Source organism: Nocardia sp. NPDC006044 (assembly GCF_042871115.1).
Lineage (GTDB): Bacteria > Actinomycetota > Actinomycetes > Mycobacteriales > Mycobacteriaceae > Nocardia.
This window is the reverse complement of the sequence record NZ_JBIAID010000001.1, coordinates 556536-581781: the sequence shown is the minus strand read 5'-3', so window position 1 is coordinate 581781 and position 25246 is coordinate 556536. Positions and strand designations below refer to the sequence as shown.

At 62.2% G+C, this 25246-nt stretch carries 17 protein-coding genes and 1 pseudogene; 9 read left to right on the top strand and 9 right to left on the bottom strand.

Annotated features, from left to right (window positions below; translation table 11 throughout):
• Positions 1-148 precede the first annotated feature (148 nt).
• The 3 genes from ACFYO1_RS02635 to ACFYO1_RS02625 all read right to left on the bottom strand — a co-directional run bounded on the left by ACFYO1_RS02635 (position 149) and on the right by ACFYO1_RS02625 (position 2234).
• On the bottom strand, positions 149-571 hold the full coding sequence (locus ACFYO1_RS02635) for a hypothetical protein (protein ID WP_387226443.1): 423 nt from the start codon (positions 569-571) through the stop codon (positions 149-151).
• Between the two features lie 514 nt (positions 572-1085).
• Positions 1086-1292, bottom strand: a complete 207-nt coding sequence (locus ACFYO1_RS02630) for a hypothetical protein (RefSeq protein WP_387226441.1) — start codon at positions 1290-1292, stop codon at positions 1086-1088.
• Between the two features lie 624 nt (positions 1293-1916).
• Entirely contained in the window at positions 1917-2234 is a 318-nt protein-coding gene (locus tag ACFYO1_RS02625; RefSeq protein ID WP_387226439.1) for a hypothetical protein, read from the bottom strand.
• 40 nt (positions 2235-2274) lie between these two features.
• On the opposite strand from ACFYO1_RS02625, the gene ACFYO1_RS02620 reads away from it, so the two are divergent.
• On the top strand, positions 2275-4833 hold the full coding sequence (locus tag ACFYO1_RS02620; protein ID WP_387226437.1) for an ATP-binding protein: 2559 nt from the start codon (positions 2275-2277) through the stop codon (positions 4831-4833).
• A gap of 20 nt (positions 4834-4853) precedes the next feature.
• Here ACFYO1_RS02620 and ACFYO1_RS02615 read toward each other — a convergent pair whose 3' ends face one another.
• The 3 genes from ACFYO1_RS02615 to ACFYO1_RS02605 all read right to left on the bottom strand — a co-directional run bounded on the left by ACFYO1_RS02615 (position 4854) and on the right by ACFYO1_RS02605 (position 7586).
• Positions 4854-5549, bottom strand: coding sequence for an enoyl-CoA hydratase/isomerase family protein (locus tag ACFYO1_RS02615; RefSeq protein ID WP_387226436.1), 696 nt, complete (start codon positions 5547-5549; stop codon positions 4854-4856).
• A gap of 57 nt (positions 5550-5606) precedes the next feature.
• Complete coding sequence (locus ACFYO1_RS02610; RefSeq protein ID WP_387226434.1) at positions 5607-6185, bottom strand: dihydrofolate reductase family protein; 579 nt, start codon at positions 6183-6185, stop codon at positions 5607-5609.
• Between the two features lie 156 nt (positions 6186-6341).
• On the bottom strand, positions 6342-7586 hold the full coding sequence (locus ACFYO1_RS02605) for an FAD-dependent oxidoreductase (protein WP_387226432.1): 1245 nt from the start codon (positions 7584-7586) through the stop codon (positions 6342-6344).
• A 53-nt stretch (positions 7587-7639) separates the two neighbouring features.
• On the opposite strand from ACFYO1_RS02605, the gene ACFYO1_RS02600 reads away from it, so the two are divergent.
• Entirely contained in the window at positions 7640-10510 is a 2871-nt protein-coding gene (locus ACFYO1_RS02600) for an AAA family ATPase (protein ID WP_387226431.1), read from the top strand.
• A 95-nt stretch (positions 10511-10605) separates the two neighbouring features.
• On the top strand, positions 10606-11490 hold the full coding sequence (locus ACFYO1_RS02595) for a helix-turn-helix domain-containing protein (RefSeq protein WP_387226429.1): 885 nt from the start codon (positions 10606-10608) through the stop codon (positions 11488-11490).
• A 35-nt stretch (positions 11491-11525) separates the two neighbouring features.
• On the opposite strand, the gene ACFYO1_RS02590 is transcribed toward ACFYO1_RS02595, so the two are convergent.
• Positions 11526-14114, bottom strand: coding sequence for a prolyl oligopeptidase family serine peptidase (locus ACFYO1_RS02590; RefSeq protein WP_387226427.1), 2589 nt, complete (start codon positions 14112-14114; stop codon positions 11526-11528).
• Positions 14115-15241: 1127 nt separating this feature from the next.
• On the opposite strand from ACFYO1_RS02590, the gene ACFYO1_RS02585 reads away from it, so the two are divergent.
• The 3 genes from ACFYO1_RS02585 (at position 15242) to ACFYO1_RS02575 (ending at position 18160) form a co-directional block, all read left to right on the top strand.
• Complete coding sequence (locus tag ACFYO1_RS02585; RefSeq protein WP_387231658.1) at positions 15242-16615, top strand: cytochrome P450; 1374 nt, start codon at positions 15242-15244, stop codon at positions 16613-16615.
• Complete coding sequence (locus tag ACFYO1_RS02580; RefSeq protein ID WP_387226425.1) at positions 16612-17697, top strand: hypothetical protein; 1086 nt, start codon at positions 16612-16614, stop codon at positions 17695-17697. Before ACFYO1_RS02585 ends, ACFYO1_RS02580 begins: the two co-directional genes overlap by 4 nt.
• Before the next feature lie 181 nt (positions 17698-17878).
• Positions 17879-18160 carry a hypothetical protein gene (locus ACFYO1_RS02575; RefSeq protein ID WP_387226424.1) on the top strand — a complete coding sequence of 94 codons (282 nt, stop codon included), beginning with the start codon at positions 17879-17881 and terminating at the stop codon, positions 18158-18160.
• Positions 18161-19601: 1441 nt separating this feature from the next.
• Here ACFYO1_RS02575 and ACFYO1_RS02570 read toward each other — a convergent pair.
• Together ACFYO1_RS02570 and ACFYO1_RS02565 are read right to left on the bottom strand one after the other, a co-directional pair.
• Positions 19602-20912, bottom strand: a complete 1311-nt coding sequence (locus ACFYO1_RS02570) for a hypothetical protein (protein WP_387226422.1) — start codon at positions 20910-20912, stop codon at positions 19602-19604.
• A gap of 46 nt (positions 20913-20958) precedes the next feature.
• Positions 20959-21165, bottom strand: a pseudogene (locus ACFYO1_RS02565) (DUF3224 domain-containing protein); the annotation flags it as partial.
• Positions 21166-21602: 437 nt separating this feature from the next.
• Here ACFYO1_RS02565 and ACFYO1_RS02560 point away from each other — a divergent pair.
• From ACFYO1_RS02560 to menD, 3 genes are all read left to right on the top strand, one after another.
• Positions 21603-22304: a hypothetical protein gene (locus ACFYO1_RS02560; RefSeq protein ID WP_387226419.1), complete on the top strand. Its 702-nt coding sequence runs from the start codon at positions 21603-21605 to the stop codon at positions 22302-22304.
• Between the two features lie 201 nt (positions 22305-22505).
• Positions 22506-23630, top strand: a complete 1125-nt coding sequence (locus tag ACFYO1_RS02555; protein WP_387226417.1) for an isochorismate synthase MenF — start codon at positions 22506-22508, stop codon at positions 23628-23630.
• The gene (gene menD, locus ACFYO1_RS02550) at positions 23627-25237 is read left to right on the top strand and encodes a 2-succinyl-5-enolpyruvyl-6-hydroxy-3-cyclohexene-1-carboxylic-acid synthase (protein WP_387226415.1); all 1611 of its coding nucleotides are present in this window, start codon (positions 23627-23629) and stop codon (positions 25235-25237) included. The genes ACFYO1_RS02555 and menD overlap by 4 nt, the downstream gene beginning before the upstream one ends.
• Positions 25238-25246 lie beyond the last annotated feature (9 nt).

Genomic DNA, 25246 nt, shown 5'->3' with positions numbered 1-25246 from the left:
CCGGCACCGGCGCAGAGGCCGGGTCCAGGGCCGGACCGCTACTGCGTGCGGGCCGACTCGGCTTGCGGCGGTGCAGAACACCAATCGAACGCCGTCGCATGCGGCCAGTTCGGTGATGGTCATGCCGGAGGAAGTTCACGCCAAGGATCTAGTGCGGCTTACGATCGGGGTTGGTTCTGAACAGGTCTTTATCGCGTCGGGCGATCCGTCTGTTCAACTTGTCCATGGTGATAGGTAGCTCGTCGAACCCGTGGAGGACGAAGTTCCACTTTTCCGCTGCCGCTACGACTACCTCCGCGATCAGCCATTCGGATCTGGTATCGGAGGGGATGTGGAGATAGACCTCGTGTCGAGGTTCCGCTCCAAGCAATCGGCGAAGTTCAATGAGATCTGTCTTTTTCTTGCGCTCCGGGTGTACGGGAACAACATCTATCCATACCACCTGCTCACCCCGCTGTAAGCCCAACGGCCAGCTGGCGAAGTCCCTGGCTCCCCCCAGCTGCTCGACAAGGTGCTGGAACTGGTCTGGATCGAAGTCGTCGCCGAAAGTCAGCCATGCAAAATGCTTCATCTGCTCATACCCCCGCCTCCTCGGCCCCCATTGTCGCATCCCTTCGAGGCCTCCGCTCCAGAGTAAATTCCGGCACGAAATGATGACTTGCCAGCGGGTCCGTCTCGGGCGCCGAAGGCTGGCCGGGCACAAGCATATGCGCTTCCCAACACAGGGAATGCTGGCGGATCACGCAAGGCTACGCTTCATCGTTACGAATCAACCTTGAAGCGAACCACCTCGGCCGACTGGACGAGTCTAATCACCGGAAATGTGGAACTTGAATGGGTAGAGGATCGGAGAGCGGAATACTCGAAGTCGTCGCCCGCATCGTCCGAGACGTCGAGCAGGCCAGCCTGACGATCGGTGAACAGACTAGACACACAGCAGACGGTCTGGTCGATGCCACGAGGGTAGTCGGCGTAGATCAAACTGTCGGAGCTGGACTCTGGCACCCATACGACAGGTCGCAACCCGATGCCAGACACAGAGGGACGGCGGTCGTCCTTAACCAACCTTTACTCGATCGCAAGCGTCACCCGATCTCGACGACCACCAACTGCCCGGCCGTGACAGGGCTTCCGCAGAACAGCGAGACGACGATGATGACGACGACAAACCCCGTGAAACACAATGCGGGTGTGTCGCGCAGGACCCGAAAACTGGGCGCTTCTGTGAATGTATTCGGCCGGTTAGGTTTCCAGGCGAAGCGTGCCGCAACTGTCGCGTCAAGAAATGGCACGTATTTCCTCGATGAACAGCTTTCGAGTACACTGCGACGTATATCGAATTTCGACAGAAGCTGCTGCTACTGTTGCTCACGACTGCCGAAGCTGATGCCGAAACGCTCGCCGATCACATACAGCACGTCGGGGTCACCGAACGCGTACGCGACTTCGTCGTCGATAGTCGGCTCAACTGGTCCACACCACCGCTCCGGCGACCCTGTCGGCGTCAGGTCCTGAATCCTGTCCATGAATATCTGGAACGCATCGCAGTCTTCGTCTTCCGTGGACCCATGCGGGATCAACCAGGCGTGGGGGCCCCATTACAGCGGAAACGCAAGATGTGATCGGCGTCCAGTTGGTCCATGGTCACATCGGTGATCACCACCTTGCCGCGGCTGGTGTTCGACAGTGCCTCCAGTTGACCGCGGTATACCTGCACTCCCCGCTCGTGCACTCTTTCGAACCCTTCGCTGTCCAATAGACACAGCACCCCAACCTGAGCAGCACGCCTTGCGCGTCGTAGGCATCTGCGCATCGAGCCTCCAAATATGGCTCGGGTATTTCGAGCATCTGCGGGTCGCCGATGCCGAGTCCGACGATCCATTCTGCCGTCTGACGTACCGTCCAGAACGACTCCATCAATCATTACCTCCGGTGCGCCAGCTGCCCGTCAGCATCACGGGTCCATCCTGGGTCATAGCCAGCCTTGGGAGCATCTCGGCAAATTTCCGCTCGTTCCCCAGCGACTGTGTCCCCACCGGCACCACATCGAAGGTGGCACGATTCAACGGCAGAACCGAGATCAGCTCGAAACCGGCAACATCGCCGGCACTACCACCAACTGATCCACCGCGGTCGTTGCTACCCGGACCGTGATCCACGTAGATTCGTTCTGGCCAGTCGGTGTCAAGCGCTTGATCTGAGAAGCCAGTTCCGAAGGAGCCACCACGCATCATGTCCGCCAGGAGGACGTCTCGTACAAGTTCGGATTCGGTGGTGACGAGTGACTTCGTCGGCCGACAGTCCGAGCTGGAAACGATCAGCTCGCTGCTGTCGAATATGACTCGATTGGTGACGTTGCTCGGACCTGGCGGTATCGGCAAATCACGACTGGCGATCGAAGCGACCGCGCGTTTCCGTAAGGCATCCCGGGTTCCGGTGTACTGGGTCGGATTGGCTCGGCTGCCGACGGGCGCCGACCTGGCGGTCGTCGAAGCCGAGCTGGCGCAAGCGGTAGTACCGTCCGACTTCTCCGGCCGAACCGACCTCGCGGCCGTCATCGACGCTCTGACCAGAGTCGATGCGATCGGGACCGGGCTTCAGACGGTCCTGGTACTCGACAACTGTGAGCACCTTCTGGACGTCTCCGCCCAGCTGACCGAGGTATTACTCGAGGCCGTACCGGGGCTATCGATCGTCGCGACCAGCCGGGAGGCAATCGGCTGGGTGGACGAACGAATCGTCCGGATTCCGCCGCTCGCCGCGCAGGATGGGTTGACGCTGTTCCGGAACCGGGCCGAGCTTGCTGGATACCCGATCGATGATGTCGAAGCGATCGAAACCGCGGGTGAAATCTGCCAGCACATGCATAACTTCCCATTGCATATCCGACTGGCGGCAGCAAGGCTACCGCGGCAACCATTGTCGATGATTTTGCGCGACCTCGACGGTGGCGAGACCGACCGTCGTCTGAAATGGTCGCACCGCCCCTTGCTCGGGGCAGACGAGCGGCACAAAGGGGTTAGTGACGTTATCCAGTGGTCATATGACCTGTGTGAGGACAAAGAACGACTGCTGTTTCGACGTATGTCCGTCTTTGCTTCCGGGCACGATACGCATCCCGACGACACTGTGCTCAAACGCAGTTCCGGTGCCGATATAGCGGCCATTGCCGCGGTATGTCTCAATGATCCAGATTCCCCGGCAACCAGCGACGGCGAATCCCTTGCCGACCTCGACCAGCTGCAAGCTGTACTCGAGCGATTGGTCGATCGCTCGATGGTGCTTGCGCATTTTTCCACTGAAGCCGTCCGATATTCACTGATGGAAAGCTTTCGTGTCTTCGCGAAACAACAGCTGATTTCCGGTTCTGGAGAGGGCATCGAGGAGTATGCGCGGCTCGCCGCCAGACATCGTCGATACTTCCGGAACAAAGCAGTCTTCGCGCGTGCCAATTGGTTCAGTCCGCTGGATCGCGAACTGCTGGAATGGGCGCGCTCCTCGTGGAATGATCTCGACCGCGCAGTCGAATCGGCGGTTGCCGAGCAGGACGCGATAGTCGGCTTGGAGATCACGCTCAGCATGTTGATGCTGCGCGCGCCGTTCTTCGTCGGTTCTATGCGGGAGATCCGACGGTGGGTCCAGACCACGTTGGCGGCGATGCCACGACACGGCAATGTGCGCACCGACTCCGAGATCGCTGTCATGGGGTTCACGGTCTGGATCTTGGTTTCCCAAGGCTCACATGAGGCGGCGCAACGGATGTTGCGGGACGCCGTGATGGCCTGCGCCGGCGCGGCGGAGATCGACGCCGAATGGCAGGCTCATCCTCGCCGGGATTTCGGGTTCCCACCCGCCGTGGAGTTCGCGTGGGGCTGCGAACTGATGTTGCTGCACCGTGATCCCACATCCGTGTACGTCCTCGGCCGGGCGCGGGAGAAGTTCACCGCGGTAGGCGAGGTCGGCGGCGCCGCTATCAGCGAGATGATCGAGGCGTGGGCTTCCAGCCTGCTGTCGCCTGCCGCGGAGGCGCTGGAAATCACCCAACGCTACCTCGACCACGCATCGGCCGCCGGTGCCGTGTTGGCGATCACCTGGGCACTGGTCGCTCGTGCTATCGCGCTCGCCAGACACGGCGATCCAGCCGAAGCGCTCATCGCAGGACGAGCAGCGTTGCGAGAGCAGATATCTATGCACGACAAAATCGGCGCGACGTGGGCGATACATTCACGAATCTGGGCGCTGGCCAGGATGATCGTGGACGAGGCAGCGCTGCCCCAGCCAGATACCGATCGGCTCACCGAGCTGGCACGTGAGGCCGCGCATTTGGACGGTGGTGCGCAGACGCAGCGACGAACACTCGGCTTCGTGCTCGGCCAGCAAAGCCTCTACGCAGATCCGTACGACAGCGCCATCGCGATCGCGCGGCGCACGCTCGGCGACGAACTGTTCGACGCCGCGATCGAAGAGGGTAGACAGCTTCGTCCCGAATTCGCCGAGGTCGAGCGGTTCGCACTCGGTTCGTATTCGTTCCCGAAACGGTCCGGTAACCCGCGATCGGCCGGCGACACGGGGGCCCTGTGGGCGTATCTGTCGACGGCGGAACAGGAGGTCGCGATCTTCGCGGCGGCGGGCTGGACCAACACATCTATCGCGGCTCGACGTGGTAGTTCCTTCCGCACCGTCGACGCGCAAATGACCGTGATATTCCAGAAGCTGCAAATCAATTCGCGACAGGAGATCGTCGAGCACGTCCCCGCAGAGCAACTGCGTCGAGTGCACGCGGCAGCCGAAGACAGACCACGGCGCAGGGCAGGCGGGGCCATTTCGGGATGAGGTGCCTCGCCCGAGGCCGGCTATGGACGCTTGGCGATCCGCTCACCGAAATCGTCCGCGAATCCGAACGGTAAACTCCGTTCGAACAGCAATGCGACCGTACGCCGGGATCCACGGTGATGTTCGAGGAGTGATTTGTAAATGCGGTGCGAGCCCGCCGAATTCGCGCAGATCGCGGTGACAAGCTTTTCCACCTCTCGCTCCAATTCCGCGTCGGGGACGCATAGGTCCACCAGTCCGATCGCCGCGCCGTATCGTCCGTCCACAGCTTCTGCAGTGAACGCGAGTCGTTTGGCCGAACTCACTCCGATTCGCTCGGCCAGACGCACCGTCATTCCGCCCGCGGGTGCCAGGCCCGAACGGCTGTGTGTATCGGCGATGCGAACCGATGTGGCCGCCACAAGTAGGTCACAGCACAACGCCAATTCGAGTCCACCCGTCAGACAGTTGCCCCGCAACTTTCCGATGGTCGGTGCGGGGAACTGCTCTAACAGATCGAACACCTCGGCCGCGTATGCGAGGGTACCCGGTTCGAAATCGGATGCTAGATCCGCTCCGGCACAGAACGATTCGCCCGCACCGGTGACGACCAGACACTTGACGGCCGGGTCGGCCGCCAGGTCCGTGAGGTACTGCCGCAGTTCCGCCAGCATCGTGGCGTTGATCGCGTTCAGTTTGTCGGGTCGATTCAGGGTGAGCACACCGACGCCGTCCACGAGCTCGCACAGGACTGTTCGCTGACTCATCCGCGATACCTGATTCGGACAGAGCGCCTATCGCGCTACGGCATTCGTGTTCTGGTACTGAACCTGCACAACCGCGCTGTCGTAGGTGATGACGTCGACCAACTGAAGTGTCGAGGTATCCACGGATTCGGCGAAAAGCGGCGTTCCGCTGCCGAGCAGCATCGGGTGCAGGAACAGCCGGAACCGGTCGATCAGGCCGTATTTCATGAAGGTGGAGGCGGTTTGGGCGCCACCGAACAGGATCATGTCGTCGTCTGTGCATGTGCGCAGCTCGCGGACCTCATCGAGGAGCGAGTGACTGACCACGCGAGTGTTCCATCTGGCGGCGTGCAGGGTCCGGGAGAAGACGATCTTCGGCTTCGCCTTCCAGCAGCGAGCGAACTCGATATAGAACGGTGAGATCGCCGGTTCGGAGTCCGCCGTCGGCCAGAACGACGCCATCAGCTCATAGGTCTTGCGACCGTAGAGAAACGTATCGGCAGCACTCAACTCCGACAGAAAGGACGCACACAGCTCCTCGTCCACCACCGGCCAGTGCGCCGTGTGGTCGGGTCCTTCGGCAAACCCATCCAACGACATCTGCATCCACAAAGTGACAGTTCCCATGACCTACCCCTCAACCTCGTCGATGACGTCATTCTGCGATCCGGGAACCGGCGCTCGCATCAGTAGCCGGGATGGAGCAGTGGTCGCGGCGACTCGCCGTTCGGACGATCACGAACTACGTAGGTAGAACGAAAGTCGATACAAGGGCGACATCACTCAACCGATAGAGAGCAGTTGTTCGACCGTGCTGTGGTTAAAACACTCGTCGGGAACCGCGAACGGGCCGGCCAGAATCGCTGCGCGCGAGCCAGCGAGGACCGGATCGGCCGCGATCATTGCCCAATACCGTTTGCGACGGGCGATCGCGTCGGCGTCATCACGGAAGTACATGGCGTTGCGCACCTCACTACAGATTCGCAAGCGGCGCATTCGTTCGGCCCTTTCGACCTCGTACGGCACGAAGGTTTCGACGGACCATTTGTGCTCGGCACACAGTAGGTCCCGCACGAACCGCGCGTCGCGAAACGCTACAGACAAGCCTTGCCCGATGACCGGATCGCTCCATCCTGCGGCATCACCGATCAGTACGACTCCGGGCGCGCACACCCGCTCCGCCGACGATTCGGTCATCGGCGTGAACGAGCAGCTCCTGGACGGCGTGGCAGCTGCGAACATCGCACTGCCGGGGATGCAGCGCAGGCGCAGCGCTTCGACCAGCTTTCGATTCTTGTCGCGACCCACGAAGCGCCCCAGTCGATCTCGTGGACACAGTAGATAAAGCCGCGCCTGACCCGGCTTACGCGGCAGGACGAAGTACACGTCGCCGTCTTCACCGCCGAATGACGCGACGTTCGACGGCCAATCCGCGAGATTGTTGATCAGCACGCCGCCGCCGAAAACCTCCGCACGACCGATCCGCAACGCGATACCGACCTGACGCCGCACCACCGATCTGCCACCATCCGCGCCGACCACGAGTCGACAGCGCGTCCGGTACTCGCGGTCGGCCACGCGATACGCCACGCTCGGCATACTTCCCGCTTCGACAACGACGTCGTGTACGCCGGCCACCACGCGCGCGCCGCGCTCGAAGCCAGCTGCGCGCAAGGCGGCGCAGGCCTGGGGATGGCCGACATCGAGCATCCCGGGCACACCGCTGACTACACGATCGAGTGACACCGCCTTGCCGACCGCTTCGGCAGGAGTCAGTGCCTCGTCATAGCCGATGAAGGTGTCCGCGTACGTTCCTCCCGCACCCAGCAGTTCGTCTTCGACTCCGAGCGCCTGCAACTCTTGGACACCCCAGCAGCTGACCGACTCGCCCCGGACGCGGTCACGATAATGGTCCTGCTGTTCGACTACCAGAACGTCCAGGCCGACGTCGGCGAGCGCGCACGCCAGCGAGCCACCGGCGATACCACCGCCGACGATGACCACATCAGCTCTTGATTCGTCGAGCACATCGCACCCGTTTCCGTGACAAAACAGGTGGACCCACCTGATATCGCGTCTGTATGAAGCATCCCTCCTTCCCACCGACGGCAACCCGAACGAGACGCGGGCCAGCACATCCACCCTTGGGGCAGGGCCAGCACGCAGGGGTCAGCGAATGCTCCAAAGCAAGGCCGCCGATGGCTATCGGAGACGTCGCCGGACGGATCTTGCGATCAGGACGCAATGGGTCATCACTCGGAGTACCCTGCGTGTGCAGGGTCATATGCACGTGCACCGTGCAAGTTCGAAGGGAAAGCTCCATGTCAGAGCTGGCTGACAACGGACGCGCAGGCATTAGTCGCCCGAGGACCGAGATGGTGATCACGAGCGACCGGCAGATCGTTCCCTCGGCCCAAGCACCCGCTGCTGCCCGCAACGGCTTCGTCGGTCGCGAACCCGAACTGTGTCGTCTCGCCGAACTCCTTTCCGGCGAGACCCGCCTGATCACACTGTTGGGCTCGTCGGGCGTCGGGAAGACATGGTTGGCGGCCGAGGCGATCCGGCGCCTCGAAACAACACGGAGCGTGTCGGCGACTTGGGTGCACCTGTCGCGCCTGCCTGCCGGTTCCGCCGCGGATGCGGTCGAAGCCGAATTCACCGGTGCGGTGCTGGAAGAGGAATCGGACAGTGCGGCAAGCGACTGGGACGCCGCGATCGCCGCGCTGCGACGACCCAACCCGGCGCGCTCGAAGCAGCACCGAATCCTGGTGGTCGAGAACTGCGAGCATGTAATAGCCGGCGCCGGCCGCGTGATCACCGCCCTGCTGCGAGAGGTACCCGAACTCACGGTCCTCGCCACCAGTTGCGAACCGATCGGCTGGATCGATGAACAGTGGCTCGCTGTCCCACCGTTGACGCCCGACCAGGCATTGCTGCTCTTCCAGGAAGGAGCCGCGATGGTGAGCCACCCGGTCTCCGGCTCGGCGGAGACGATGATGGCCAGGCAGATCTGCCGACGCGTGCACCATCAACCGTTGTTCGTCCGTATCGCGGCCGCGCGCCTGCGACACCAGCCGATTGCCGCCGTGTCGCGTGAACTGAGCGGTACCGCGGCCGATCGGCGATTGCGCTGGTCCCGCTGGCCACGCGTGGGTGTCGAACCACGGCACCAACGGATAGGCGATGCCATCGCATGGTCATACGACCTCTGTGATGACCGCGAACGCGAACTGCTGCAACGGATGTCGGTCTTCGCCAGCGGATGCGACGTCAATCCGGAAGCAAAAACGACCCGATCGGGCGGCGGCGCGGATCTCGACGCGATCCAGCGGGTATGTGGCAACGACCCGCTTGACGACTCGGACGACCTGCAGGCCGACGAGTTCGAGGCGATCCTCGGTCGCCTCGCCGACCGCGCCTTGATCTCTGTGTGGATCACCGCCGACAACGTTTACTACTACCTGTCCGAGAGTGTGCGACTGTTCGCATCAGCGCAGCTGCGGGCAACACCCTTCGGCCAGGCAAAGGCGAGTCGATTGATCGAGCGACATCGCCGCTACTACCGGGACTGCCTGCTGCGTGGCCGCGGCGACTGGTCAGGACCAGCCGAACAAAAGATCTTGGCGTGGGTCCGCCCGGCGTGGCCGAATATTCTCGACGCGATGGACGGTACCGGCATGGACGCCATCACGGCCGCCGTCGATGTGGAACTCGCGGCGGAATTGTTCCCGCTGCCTGCCTTGTTCGTCAACGGACCGGTCGGGCCGCTTCGCCGGCGATTCGAGCAAGCTATCGCCAATCCGGCAGTGCGTATCGGACGGATGCCCGAGGACCTCATCAAAGCGATGTCGATGGTCGCGTGGCTGGCGATATGCCAAGGGGCAAGAGATATCGCCGACCCGATCATCGAAAGGTGCGTTGCCGAGGCCGGCGTATCCGCGCCCGCTGACTGGCGGCAGCGGCCGGAAGCCGATCTCGATCTGCCTGCCGCGATCGAACTCGTCTGGGGTTGCGAACTTCTCATGCTCGACGGCAATGTACACGCGGCGTCGGTGCTGGCACGAGCGCGCGAGAAGTACCGCCGCGCAGGCGATGAGATCGGCGCTTCGATCAGCGAGTTGTTCGAAGTTGCTGCCATGACCCAGGCAGAACCGGATCGGGCCCTCGAATCGGCCCGACGTCTGTACACGCGAGCCTCTGCATCAGGAGCGTCGCACGGAGCCGCCCTGGCCGCCGTCGTTCTCACAGCGGCCAGCACCGACTGCGGTCAGTTCGACGAGGCTCTGGAAATCGGCAGAGACGCGCTCGCGTTTTTCGTGGCCTGTGATGACAGGTGGGACGCGATGTGGGCAATACAGCAACGGATTTGGACATTGGTTGGGATGGTTGCCGACCGACGAGGTAGCCGCTCGGAGATCGCCGCCCGGGCGACCGAGGCAGCCAGACTTCAAGGTGGCCTGCGCACATTCCGGAAGCGTCTCGGTGTCGAGACCGGGAATATGCGGCCGTTGGTCGAGCAGAATCGCAGGGTCACCGAGGTTTTGCGGGAAACGCTCGGCGATGCCGATTACGCCGCCGCGGTAGAGCAGGGTGCTCTGCTCCGGCCGGAAGCAGGCGAGCTGCAGCGCCTGGCGCTCGGCACGCTCTCCATCGAGAGCATGTCCCCGTCGCATCCCGCGCGCCAGTACATGCCGTCGAACTGGGAAGATCTGACCATGGCCGAGGAGAAGATCGCGCTACTCGCGGCCGCGGGCTGGACCAACACAGCCATCGCCGAACGACGCGGGAGCTCGTTCAAGACGGTCAATGCCCAGATGGCTTCGATCTTCCAAAAGCTGATGATCAATTCGCGCGACGACATCATCGGACTCGTCCCGGAGCAGCACATGGACGTCGTTCGGGCCGAATCCGGGCGTCAGCCGCGCCGCCACAACGAGCGCGCGTCCGCCTAGGTCATCCGGTGCGCCGCTCGGCCGTCGGCCGTTCCGGACCATTCGGGGTGCCAGGCCATGGCGCAACGTCGCACAGTCGAACGAAGGTGGGGAAGGTGACCGAAGCTCCAAGCATCGCAACAGCCGGCGGCGGGCCGACGGTGCTGCGCATCATTCTGGGGGCACGGTTACGCCGGCTTCGCGAGACAAGCGGAGTCAGCCGGGAGGACGCGGGCGACGCCATCAGAGCGTCGGAATCCAAGATCAGCCGAATAGAGTTGGGCCGGGTGCCTTTTCGGGTACGTGACCTCTCTGATCTGCTCGCGTTGTACAACGTCACCGATCCCGAGGAGATGGAGGCCTTCATCGGTCTCGCCCGCGAGGCCAACGCCGCCGGCTGGTGGCAATGCGAGAACGACTGGCTACCAAAATGGTTCGGGACCTATCTGGGAATGGAGCAGGCTGCTCAGCTGATACGCAGTTACGAGCCTCGATACGTGCCGGACTTGTTGCAAACCGAGCGATACGCACGAGCCGCACTCAGATTGACGCATCCGAATGACTCGGACGAAATTCTGGAACGGCGCGTCGCATTGCGCCTACGGCGCCAAGACATCATGCGCCGTCGTGAACCACCGACGACGTGGTTTCTCGTCGAGGAGACCGCCTTGCGCTGCCGGATCGGCGGAACGGACGTATGGCGAGAACAATTGGCCTACCTGATCGACGTCTGCGAGTCGGCGAAGGTCACCTTGCAAGTTCTGCCGGAGCAGCTCGGCGGCTTCGCCATGACGAGTGGACCATTCTCGATATTGCGGTTCGCCGAAGCAGAGGTCAGTGACATCGTGCTGGTACCGCAGCTCACTGCTTCTGCGATACTGGACAGACGGGCCGAGATCGACGCTTACTCGGCCGTTATGGCACGGCTGTCGGTGAATGCCACGCCTTTTGAAAAAACTCCTCGGATGCTGGCGGCGCTGGGGACTGAACAGCGCGGCTGAACGAGCGACGGCCACTGCTGCTGTCAATTCGCCGCTCACGCCTCCCTGCGGAGAACGCGGTCGAAGAAGGCGAGCATGAGAGCCATACGTAGCGAGGTCGAGTCGGCGGTGGAGTCATAGCCGTGGGCGCCGTCGTCGGATTCGTAGTAGTAGGTGTTCTCGTGGCCTGCGTGGCGGAGCTTCGCTTGCATACGCCGGGCTTGTCCAGGGGTGACACGGTCGTCTGCGGTCCGCGTGAAAAACAGCAAAGCGGGATAATGAGTACCGTAACGTATCTGCTCGAGCGGGGAATACGTTGTCAGGAATGCGCGATCGATGGGATCGCCCGGATCACCATATTCTGTGATCCACGTACGTCCCTGAGGCTGCAGCCGATCGAATCGAATCATATCGAGTAGGGGTTGCTCGCAGAATATGCCACCGAAAAGTTCGGGGTAGCGAACCGCCATCACCGCGGCGACCAGACCACCGAAGCTGGTACCGATCGCGCCTGTTTCGGCAGGCGTGGTGACACGCCTTTGGTGCAGATCACGAACCACAGCTGCGAAATCCTCGAATGAGTTCAATTTTTGCCAAAGTTTTCCTTGGAGGTGCCACTCGCCTCCGCACTCGCCACCGCCTCGAATACCGGCGGAAACCCAGATATTTCCATCGGCAACCCAACGTCGTGCCAACGCGGGGTTGTAGGTCGGAACCGCGCTGACCGTTCCGTGGCTGCCGTATGCGTAGACGATGGTCGACCCGGTGGCGCCCGGTAGGCGGGTGATGAAATAGGGGACGCGTGCGCCGTCCTCGGCTGTGGCGAAATATTGTTCGGTGATCGGTAGCGGCACCCCGGCTGGTTCGGAAGTGGAGGTAAGGAGCTCGATGGCGACTTCGGGAGCTGAAGCTCCGATGGATCGAAGGCTGACCTGCATCAGTGCTGGTGGAGACGTAGCGCTATCCGCGGCAACGAGCAGCCGATCGTGTGCGGGGTCGAGCGATACCAACCTGACCCGGCTGTTCGGCGGAGTCGCGTCCTCGAGAAGATAGGAATTCCACACGTTGTTCGAGTCGGGCGCAGCGACCAAGAGCCGGTTTTGCGCGTCCCGAAGTGCTGGTATCACGAAGTAATTCGAGAGCCATCCCGGTGGCTGAAAAGGGGTCGGACTGAATATTGTGTTCCAGTCGGCTATCAGAACGTTCTGGTCATCGGGCGTGAATACCACCTGGATTTCGCCGCCGCCGCCCAGAAAGTCGCTCAGCGGGACCGCGAGCAACGCCCCCGCAGGATGGACAACGCCGCCGGTCGTCCAGCTGCTACGCAACAATATCAAAAGCCAGCTCTCCGACCAGAATACGAGTGAATCACTAGGAACATCCAGATGCCGCCACCCTTCTTCGCTTAGCAGCCAAACATCATAGTCACGCTCGGAGGTTTGACGGATGAGGTAGTGCCGGAGACTGCCTGGCGAGCGGAACCATCTGCGATTCATGGTCCGGCCATAACCTGCGTAAACTCGGATATCAGTCGACTCGCCTTCGAACACAGTTGTCGCTTCTGATAATTCGGTGCCGCGATGCCAACGTTTGACGATTCGCGGCATGTTCGATTCCGTGAGTGAGCCCCGCCCGAAATCGGTCGCTATATATATTGTGTCCCGATCGATCCAGGAAACCAGCGACAACGCCTCCGGCGCGTCAAAACCACCGTCAGCCGGAGAAACAAATCTTCGAGAAGTCAGGTCATATTCACGGATAATATGCGAGTCGTTGCCCAGCCGCGACAGCGCGACCAACGCACGTGTATGTGTCGGATCCGGCTCCGCGTTCAACCACGTATATCCGCTGAACGCCGACTGCTCAAGGTCCAACAGTACCGACCACACCGGATTGCCGGTACGGTAGCTCTCCGCCGTCGCACGCAACCAACGACCATGTGGATGCTGGCGGTCCCTTACATACGTATACATCCACTCATCGCGTTGATCGGGATAAACGATATCGTCCAACGATTCCGTGGCGTCCCGGACCATTCGCTGCCACCGCTCCAGCACCTCGGGCCCCAGCCACGCCACTGTCCGCTTTCGTTCCGCGAGGACTAACTGGACAACTTCCGGCCTATCACTTTGCTCGAGCCTGAGAAGATCGTCATCAGCAGTATCTAGAACATCGGACTCTGCCAGGCGCCCGAGATTCTTGCTATCTGCGTTGCCGCGCGGAAGCTCATTCCGGCGCAATAAGGACTCCAGCGATTCGATCCGCCTCAGCGATCGGTTCGTCTCCCTATACAAGGCGTTCCACAGTGACCGAAACGCCGTTGGCGCGGCATCGAGCGTCTCCTCGAGACGCTTCAAAGTGCCATCCTCATTCTCGAACGCGCTGCGCGGCACAGACGCGTGAGGGAGCGACCGAAAGAAGGCGGAGTCCATCTGAGTAAGACGCTGCTGCTCTTTTTGAATTTCCTGTAGCAATAACTGGCGGTCCGGCCCAGACCGCGGGTGCTGACCTGTGGCCGCGTCGACGTTCTCGGACTGCTCCTCGGCGGCCGGTGCCTGCGACGCGTCCGGCGGCACATCGGCCTCTCCCTCCCGATGCTCATCGTCGCCGGTCTCCGACATCTCGAACTCGAACAAATTCGGCACGCGCTCGAACCTCTGTGCGCGACCCGGCCCCCCCGACTGCGCCGGAGTCGGGGACGGCACTGGATCGCGGGATATTTCCGTTGGATCCGGGATCTCGCTGGGATCCGGTATCCGTCCAGGGTGTTTCTCCCGCGGGTCGAAAAATGTCGGATCAGCCGGAGCCCCGGGAGCGTCCGACTGCGTCGGCGCGACCGGCGACCATGGCGTAGTACCTGCACCCCCTGCCCAGGCCTTCCGATCCAGCGCCAACACATCCCGATTTGCTGTCCCCGCCGGAGCCCACCACGGCGCCCGGTACGGCCTGTAGCCCGAGAGAACCGCGCCAGAAATATCGGGGGCCGACTCAGCCGCCTCGATATTCCGAGGGGCGATTTGTCCAGACCATGTGGATGCCACACCGAGCAGAACCGACCCGCCCCGGCCATTTAGTCGTGCCTCAACCGGGCCCGCAAGAACGTTGTTCGGCGTTCTTACGCTGTCGTTCCGCGCCCGCGGTTCGCGTGCGACTTTGCGGGCTTCAGCAACCTTTGTAGTCGCGTTTCCGGAACCCGAATGACGGAACTCGACCACCGGACGCGACTCATCAGCGAGGTGTTGCAGCTGTCGCATCGCCGAGCGGTCGGCCATCTGCGCCAACAGAGACGCCTGTACATCGCTCCCCTGCGTGACAGCTGCCGCCAATCGAAACCCGGCCGCGTCGACGACGTAGCGATTCGACACCGCGGCACTCAAACCGGCTGTCACTCGCTGGAGCGGCCGCACCAACTCACGCACCAACACCGCGACATCCCTCTACCGAACAGCGTGAACAACGCGCGAGCCAACCTAATCCCAGCCACAAAGGGCTACCCGCGGGCAGTGATCCCACCGCTGGGAAACGAGCCGGAATTCATTGAATTCGACGACCCGCATGTCGCTGCGAAGAAAGAACAGGCACTGGTGGCCCGCCAAGCACGTTGGGCTGACGGACCACAACTAACACTGCCTTTAGCAATATTTTGGCTACACCTTAGGAAACAGACCGAGCGGACTCCTGATGCGTCAAGTATGCCTACCGGCGCAGCATTGCCTGGGCTGCGGTGGACAGACCCGCCGCAGCGCAGAACTCGGCGACCGGCGCAGGAAACATGATCGGACACTTTAGATCCTCAATTCCCACAGCATCCGGAGGGCGACCGCTACTCGGACATAGCCTGAGGCTCTGGCGAGATCCGTGGGCGTTCTTGACATCGTTGCCTTCGCAGAGCAGCACCCTGATCCGCGTTCGACTCGGACCGCTCAGCACGGTCGTCGTCTGTGACCCCGCGTTGACTCGCCAAGTCCTGCGCGATGATCGGGTATTCGACAAAGGGGGGCCGCTGTTCGAGGTGGCTCGCCGCGTTGTCGGCGACAACGTGATCACGGTCCCGCACGACGAGCACAGGAATCGGCGACGCCGGATCCAGGCGTCGTTCCATCGCACTCGCCTGCCGGGATACGCGCGGGCGATGTCCGTCGAGATCGACGCGATCACAGCCGAGTGGGAAGCATGTCGAAATATCGAGGTGGTGCCCGAGATGCTGCGCCTGACTACCCGCTGCTTTCTCGCGGCGATGTTCTCCGAAAGCCTTGCGCCCAGCCACCTAGACCGCGCGGTAAACGATGTGACGGCAATCGTTGACGGCCTCTACCTGGAGTTACTGACACCTCGGTGGTTCAAATGGGTACCAACTCGCGGCAACCGCCGCTACCGAGCTGCGCAAAGGAGTCTCCGTAGGCTGATCGACCAATTCATCGAGCAGCGTTTCCTCTGGGACGACGACACCGATGGCCTCCTTGCAACGCTGCTTGCCGAGCAGCACGGCACAGCCAACAACAGCTTGCCCATGAACGCATCGGTGCTCTACGACCAACTGATGGCATTCTTCATCGCCGGATCGGAGACCACCGCAAGCGTCTTGTCATGGGCTATACATCTACTGTCTTCACATCCGGACATCTTGACCGAAGTCGAAGCCGAAGCCGACCGCGTGCTGCTCCACGGGCTCGCGCACTACGAACACTTCGCGGAGTTGACGCTCACGCGCCGCGTGCTCGCAGAAACTTTACGCCTCTACCCTCCCGGCTGGCTTTTCACCCGAACGGTGACAACCGATACTCGACTGGACGGACATCTGCTTCCCAAAGGGACACCGGTGATGTACAGCCCATATCTGTTGCATCGACTCGAGCGCGAATTCAGCGACGCCGAGAAATTCGATCCCGATCGATGGAAGCGCGGAGAGGTGACTCGCCATCCCATGTCGTACCTACCTTTCGGCGCAGGTCCTCGGCGCTGCGCCGGAGAGGATTTCGCGCTGACCGAAGCCGTACTCACGCTTGCGACGATCGTGCGTCGATGGCACCTGAACCCGCCCACGAAGACGATACGACCCACAGTTGCCATGGCATTGCACCCGACGCAGTTCCGCATCCAGTTGACCGCGCGCATGGCACCTGAAGTTGCGAGATCGACATCATGACCGAAAGGAGCGGTTCACTGGGCCGTAGCTATCGACAATCTCGAGCGTACACGCAGAACATCGGGCGTTTGCCGGCCATCGCGGTATTCTGCCCGGTAGAGTCGGCAATAAGTTCGCACGCCGCCGAGTTGGAGCAGAAGTCGATGACATGGCTGGCTCAGTTCGGTTTCTTCGGAAACAAGGAGAGATTGCGTAGCACGAAATCGGCAGAGTTCGCGGCCCGAGTTTCGCCGAACGGGCTGTTCGAGCGCTTGCAAACCGCGTCGGATTGGGACTATTGGGGCTTCGCGTTCGATGATCGCAGCGACAACGGGGGGCTTTCCACAGATCTCGACGCCTTCGTTCACTACGCACACCGACTCCTCCGCGCGCTGGAGACACCGGATCCCCGGCTGTTCGACAATGACCCGCTGACCGCAGCGATCGCGGATATCTCGGAGCGGTTCGCTGCTCAGGTCACACCTGTTCAGCACAAGCGCTGGACCGCGGCACACCGCGCGTGGCTGTTCGGAGTAGCGGCGCAGATCGGCACGACCGGCACGATGGACGTGAATCGCTACGTGGAGATCCGGCTAGACAATGCGGCAGGCGAAGTGGTTACCCTAACGACCGAACTCGTCGGTGGATACGAGGTGACTGAGGAAGAACACTGTCATCCCGAGATTCGGGCGCTCTCCGGGATGGCAAGACTCATCGCGGCGTTGGACAATGATTTACATTCCTATGCCAAAACGGCGGCACACGGAGAATCCGACCGGCATAATATCGTCGACATCTTGGCCGTCGAATTCCGATACGGGCTCCATGACGCAACGGCAGCGGCGGTCGCGCTCCGCGATAGAATTATGTGCAGATTCCTCACGCTCAGCGACACGGTAGGCACTTTCAGCGCAGGCACACGGCAATACGTACGAGACCTCGGGCATATCATTCGCGGAAACATAGACTGGGCCCTGTCGGTACCCCGATACGCGGTCGACGACTCGAATGTGTCGGACTTCTTCTCCATCTCGGCCGCACCCGCCGACGATTCCACAGACGCACCTGGCATATCGTGCATCGATTGGTGGTGGGACGTATGAGCATGCGCAGCAGCACTCGATCCGGAAACCCCAGAGCTGGGAAGAGTTTGTTGACTGTGGCTGCGGACCTGGGCATCTTTGAACAACGCGAGTGCGGATATGGGCGAAGCGGCGCTTCATGACTGCACTCCCGCTGATGCGGCGGATGCCGAGCAGATCAACGTAGCCGTCGGGAGGTGTGGTGCAGGAGCTGCCTGAAATCCGGGCAATCGCATTGGTACGCGAACACATCGCCGCCGAACGCCTGGATACCACCGGGTACCCGTTGGACCAGCTTGTCGCGGAACGATTCTCCGTCGGATGGATAGTGTTCGTGCCAGTTCAGCGTGGGCAAATCGCTATCGACCGCGCAATTTTCTACGTCGGCGACGACGAAGTGATCGAGCACGCTACATCGGCGACAGCCCCGCTCGAGTATGCCGCGGGTTTCGAACAGCGTTACCGCCAACGCGCGATGACATGACGGGACGGCAGGCGTCGACGCGGCTCGAGGTCGACGTGGATGCACTGACACGGCTCGCCAAGCAATACCTTGTGCTGGCCGACGAAATGCACGTGACGGTGCAGAATCTGACGTTCGGTCTCGCCGCGCACGGCGAACCATGGGGCGATGATGAACCGGGACGCGAGTTCGCCGCACAGTTCGTACCCGCGCTGCGCGAGGTGCTCGACGGACTGACCACCGTACGATCGAATGTCCACGCGCAGGGCGCGAATCTGGCTGCGATGATCAAGAATCTGCAGGTTGCCGACGCTGCCGTGGCGTCGACGGTCGGCCAGGCGGATCCGAACTCGTCGCAGGCCGTCGCCGCGTCAACCGCAGCTTCACCCGGCTCGATTCCAGCGGTGAGCTCCCCGGCCGATTCGCAGCCGACCGGCGTGCGTTCCAATGGTTCTGTACCGAGGTCCCCTCGGCCGCTAGCGCAGAGTCCACGGCCACAGATGTCCGAAACCCGATCGCCAGTACCCGGCCACCCACCGGAACCACCGCGGACACAGTCAGCACAACAGAACCCGAGTACGCCGGATCAGAACCCGAACCGGGGACCGTCGAATCCGCCGCAAGCACGGCGACATCAGATCGGTACACCGACGGAACGACAGCTGCCACGTGATACATCGACGCGAGCCACCTATCCCCCTCGGGTCGCCGCACCGACCGATTCGGTTCATGCCAGGACAGGCCCGGTACCTGCGAATTCCGGACAGGTCACGGTTTCTCCGATTTCCGGAGCGAACCGCGAGAAGGGAACTGATGCCGGTACACGTCGATCTGTCGGAGTCCGTTGCAGATCTGTCGAGATACGCCGCAAAATACCTGTCGCAGACATCCGCGCAGCCGCAGCCGTTACCACCTCCTCTGCCTGCAAGCCTGCCCGCCGGTCACTTGGAAGACGAGCGCCGAAGAGCTGGACATCCATTCCGCCGTGCACATCACCCGTACGGTCAGCGACCGCGGCATGAAGCGCCACTACGGTGTGGCGGGTACCCCTTCGGACGGTAACCGGGATGTCGCCGACGCGATATCGGAGCCGCTAGCGGGTCCCAGGGTTGTCGAGGTGGGCGCGCCCGGCTCGCATCGAACTCCTTGGCAACGAGGGCCACCCGCATCGCAAAACAATCCGCGGGCGCTGCCATTTCAACACCATGGTCTTCGCGCCGCGACGAGACGGCGCGACAGATCGGCCGCGCGAATTGCACACCGCCGTAGTAGACGTCGGTGTATTCGATGTCGTGCCCGATGCCGAAGCCGAAACGATGGTGCGTAGGCGCTGAAGTGCCAGTTCCGGAGTGATGCCAAGGCACAAGCGCTGGTCGCGGCGAACCCGCCGGCATGATTCACGGACCCGAACAACTCACCTCCGACATCACCAATACATAACCAACGTCATGAGCTATCACAGCTAGGGCATGCTGTCTGATTCAGCGACTATCCCTTGCATCGCTTCGACCGGTAGGTTCGGATTTTGAGCTGCTCCAACGGCCACCTGTTCCGGATCGTCGTGGAGGAGTTCGAGTACTCGCTGCCGGCCCAGACGCGGATCGGCGGCTACACTCCCACGCACTCGCGGAGCGGGGTCACGACTCAAGTGGTCTACGACTTCCGCCGAGACTGTGCGGTCGCGCACAGCGAGGCACCGCTGTTCGGGATCGTCATTTTCGGCGAAGGCCCCAAAGCGACCGGTCGGGAAGTTCGGGTGGTCGAGCAGAGCCCACCGGGTGATCACCCGGGCTTCGAAAAAGGTTCGCCACAATAGTTCTGACGGGGCGTCGGGGCGGTTCTCGCACAGCAGCAGACGGACTGCGAAGTCGTCGTCTCCCGCCAGGTGGTCCACGAGTTCTTGTGGAAGTCCTCGGTTGCAGGCGACGCTACGGCGCAATCCCACGTGGTCGGAACAAGCCGCGCGTCGCATCTTTTCGGTGTCGTCGGTGGTTTGGGCCCAGAATGCGGGCGTGATCCGATCGGTGGGGCGAACCCGGTAGTCGATGGTGCGGCGCGCACTGTCGGTCAGATCGTATCGCATCGACACAGCGAGCCGCACGGCAGGATTCGAATCAGCCGCCAACTGGGCGACCACATTGCCTGGCAGGTAAGGGTTTTCGGCCAGCCAGGCCTGGTAGCGGGGTGATCGGCGGCGCAGGTTCGCTATGGCGTCCGGCTCGAATCGACCCGTCGGCAGTGCCTCCCGCCACATCCATAGCAGGTCGTCGGGCGTGTGGACTATTTCGCGAAGTAGGTGCGGTTTCCGTTTCCAGCTCCGCGCCGCGGCCGCCGCGCGCACCCGAGGATCTGGGTCATCGAGCAGGCGGTCGACCAGATCCACCACAGGTGAGGGCCATCGCGTGACCGCGGCCGAACGCACATGCGCATACGGATCGTCGATCAGCTCGGCGTAGGCCAGATCGGGCAACGGATCGACCGGCTGGCGGAATGTGTTCGGGCCCTCCGCCACACGACGACGGATACGAACATTGGGATCGGCGCGCAGTCTTGCTCGCTGCGCGCCGGGCGCATACCAACCCTCTGCCAGCTCGTTCCGTACATTCGGGTTGGGATCGGCAACGATCGCGTCGTAGACCACATCAGGTAAGTCCGTCCGCCCGAGCACCCAAAAAGCCCCCATCCGCCCCGCCTGCAAGATCGACAGGAGCACTGTTGCCGGCGCGGCCGGATTCTGCGCTACACCTCTTACCTTCGGGCCCACAGCAATCACTGCCACAACCTCCAATCCAGTGACACTCGTACCAGTAGTCGAGCCAGATCTGAGCACCTGCACAGAGATCTGCTTTGCACCCGCCCTCTCCGCGGAGCCCGGTTAGATCACCAGTTCTGACTCCGGGCACCACGAACCACACTTTCCGTTTACGACATCGTCCTCTACGGTGTCCCGCATCCTGGAGCAAGAAGGTGCCGGACTTAGATGCTCTCCTAGGGTTCCTACCGACGCACCATGATCTTCCTTTGATTGCGAGGACGAAGTACGAAACCTCTTCCCGCTGGCGGTAGGCCTAGTAGCCACCGTGCACCTGGCCGTGTCACCGGCGTACCTTCGAGGACGAACGAGGGTTCGACAACCTAGTCCGCCTACGAGCTGGAGCGCCGGTAGCCTGGAACGTGGAAACCAGAACCGTGCTTCCGGCACCGAGGCCCGCATAGCGCACAGTCAACTGGATGGACTACGCCATGCCTCATTACTTCGGCGTTCGCTCTCGCTGAAACCAGCCCACAGTCCACGAAAGCCCAGTAACGATAACCGTAAGTTGGATACATGGAAATAGGACCCCTATGGGAGAATATCAGTTGTAGAATAACCCGACGCCTCCAGGAAATCAGCTCCACAAAATCGGGTCGAGTAGATGATTTCAGCGTAAATCTGCGACAGTCGACCGATACCACGGACGAATTGGATAAGCGTGGTCCTTTCCCCAACGATCCGCCGCAGGCACACACTCCGATCCCGTACATATGCGCGCCACACGACGATGCTCCGCTGCTCATCGCCGATGAGCTCGAAGAATTTCAAACTTCGGGACTGCGAGCGCAGTGCAGCCCAATCAGGATCGGACACCCAGACCGCGAGTTCGGCGCCTGGATGCTCGCGCCGCATTCGACCCCACTTCCTGCACTCAAGCCGCAGTCCGCGTTCAACTGCTGGGAGATGATCTTCTACGCCGGCGCACGGCGACACCTGCTCGATCCGGATACTTTCGATGACCTCATGCCGTGGATGGACCGGAGCCTGCCTGGCCCGACGTGGTCACGCAAACTCAGGGACAGCCTGCTACCGCACACCAAGCAGCACTTCATCCCCGGTGACCACAGCAGTCCGAGACCACAGCGTGGCGATCTGATGGTCTGGGGAGATGCCGAACACGTAGCCATGGCTACCGGCGAAACCGTGCGCGGATCGCCCGAGGTTTTCTCGTTCTGGCCACACTACGCAGACCCTGCACGATACCCGCCCGAGGCTCTGGTCACCTACGACGATCTCACGCTCCGCTGGACGATGCCTGTACAACGAGTTCCGGTCGACGAGTTGAACAGTTTCTGGACCGAGGACGGGCTTTCACCACCAGAAATATTGTTCGGACGCGGCCCTTGGTAACAGGATTGATCGTACAACCACTTCGCGCATAGGTATACGCAAGACATAAGGGGGTACGGACACAACTTGACACGACAGCAATACCTATTGAGTGGGATGCCAGGTAGTGCTTCTATTGGTTGTCATCGGTGCGGCGGCATCGATTGTTACCGATATCAGGCCTCGACTTTCCCGCCGTAGGTCATCGCTCAAAGGTGCTCAATGACAAGGTTTCTGCTCTCCAACAGTGATCGGACATTGCGATGCGATGGGGTGCGCGAGCGCTACGACGACGTCGCAGCGGCGTCGAGAGCAGTGACCGAAGGACGAGTCCGCCTGGTCGCAGGCGCATTGCCTTTCGATCCGCGTACTGCGGCTGAGCTCATTGTTCCGGAAACGGCCGAATTCAGCAGAGGCCCGGCTCGGTTCGGCCCTTTGCGGCCGCTACCGAACGCCTCCATACTCGCCGAAACGCCGGATTGCGAAAGCCATGTCGGCCGTGTTGCCGAACTGGTATCGCGGATTCGTGGCGGTGACTTCCGCAAAGTGGTCGCCGCTCGATCAGTCCGGCTGGAGTTCGATGATCCGATCGATCCCATGCTGTTGGCGGCACATCTCATCATCCGCAATCCCGAGGCCAACGGCTTTGTTGTCGACTCGACGGGTTGCGGCGGCCGCGATGTCACGCTGGTCGGCGTAAGTCCAGAGATGCTGATATCGAAGCAAGGCCTTGCCGTGTCGTTACGCCCGCTGGCAGGCACGACACCGAGACACCGAGATCCAGAAACGGATAGGCGACAAGGCGAAGCACTGTTGTCGTCGATGAAGAACCGCGAGGAACACTCCTACGTAATCGAATGGATCCGGGAACGACTCGCCCCGGTCTGCCGCGAGCTATCGATACCGCGAACACCGGAGTTGGTCAGTACACCAGAGGTCTGGCACCTCGCGTCGCCGATCACCGGCGTGCTCAGCGATCCGGCGATGACGGTGCTCGATCTCGCGGCGCTCCTGCAACCGACACCGGCGCTGTGCGGTGTACCGACCGATCTGGCGCTCGAGACGATTACCAGCAGCGAGGATGACCGCGGTCTGTACGGCGGAGCGGTCGGCTGGTGTGACTCCCACGGCGACGGCACATGGGTCGTCGCGATCAGATGTATCGAACTCGACGCCGGACGCCTCGGCGGCCGGGCGTTCGCTGGTGGCGGCATCGTCGCCGCCTCGGATCCGTATGCCGAATGGGAAGAAACCGTGGTGAAGCTCCGTACAGTGCTCGGCACCTTCGACATTCGACAAGATTTCAACGATGCCGCGTTCGGCGCGCAGGAAGTGGTGGCGCGATGAATCCCTCGACACTGGAAGCCACTGTCATCATCGATGAGCTCATTCGCGGTGGCGTGAAAGATGTTGTGTTGTGCCCTGGTTCGCGCAGCGCCCCGCTGGCCTTCGCGTTACAGGCCGCCGACAACGCGGGCCTGGTCCGGCTACATGTGCGAATCGATGAACGCAGTGCGGGCTTCCTCGCGATCGGGCTGGCCGGCGCCGACCGGCGTCCGGTGCCGGTGGTGATGACCTCGGGCACCGCGGTGGCGAATCTGTGCCCCGCGGTGCTGGAGGCCAGTTACGCGGGCATACCGCTGGTGGTGCTGAGCGCGAACCGGCCCTACGACATGATCGGTACCGGCGCCAGCCAGACCATCGAACAGGTCGGGCTGTTCGGTCAACAGGTGCGAACCTCCATCAGCCTCGGCGTCGCCGAGCAGGGTACTCCGCAGAACGGGGCGTGGCGCTCCGCGGTTTGCCGTGTCCTCGCCGCAGCCAAAGGCGTCCGATCAGGCAACCCGGGACCGGTGCATTTCGACGTCCCCTTCAAGGAACCCCTGGTACCCGACGGCGGCACAGCCGATGCGGCAGCTACCGGCCACTCGGGCGGACTGCCGTGGACGTCTGTGCAACCGACGACCCTCGACGCGCCCATCGCCATTGATCTCACCGCGGATACCGTTGTTATTTCCGGTCATGGATCCGATGCACATCCGGAGCTGGCCGGACTGCCGACCGTCGCGGAACCGACCGCACCCATGCACGGGCGTCCGCTGCATCCGCTGGCCTTGCCACTGCTCGCGCCACGCCAAGCGATCGTCACCGGTCGCCCGACCCTGCATCGGTCGGTGGCCAAACTGCTCGCCGACCCGGAGGTCGCGGTGTGGACGCTGGGTGACGGCCCACGCTGGCCCGATATCGCTGGAAACGTGAACGGGACCGGCACCCGCGCGGTGATCTCCGGTCGACCGCACGTCGCCTGGCTGGCAGCGTGCGACGAGATTACCGAACGCGCGAATCATGCTGTGCGCGAACAGCTCCTGTCGCATCCCAAGCCCACCGGACTACATGTCGCCGCCGTGGTCCTGGACGCGCTCACCGACGGTGATCAACTCCTGCTCGGCGCATCGAGCCCGGTGCGCGACGCCGCGCTGGCTGGGCATCCGAAGCCCGGAGTCCGCGTGCTGTCGAACCGTGGTGTCGCAGGCATCGACGGCAATGTCTCCACCGCAGTCGGGGCCGCGATGAACCATCGGGGCCGTACCATCGCGCTGCTCGGCGATCTGACCTTCCTGCACGACACCTCGGGTTTGCTGATCGGGCCACGCGAACCCCGCCCCGACGATCTCACGATCGTGGTCGCGAACAATCACGGCGGTGGCATCTTCGAACTGTTGGAGCAGGGTGAACCGCAGTACGCCGGGGTTTTCGAGCGTGTCTTCGGCACGCCACAGGGGACTGATTTGGCGGCGCTGTGCGCGGCCCATCAGGTGTCGCATCATCAGGTGGATCTCGCTCAGCTCGGACAGTTGCTGACCGGTCATGCGCACGGTGTGCGGGTGCTGGAAGTCATCACCGACCGCGGTTCGCTGCGCGACCTGCACGCGGCGGTCCGCGCCGAACTCTGAGCCGAATTC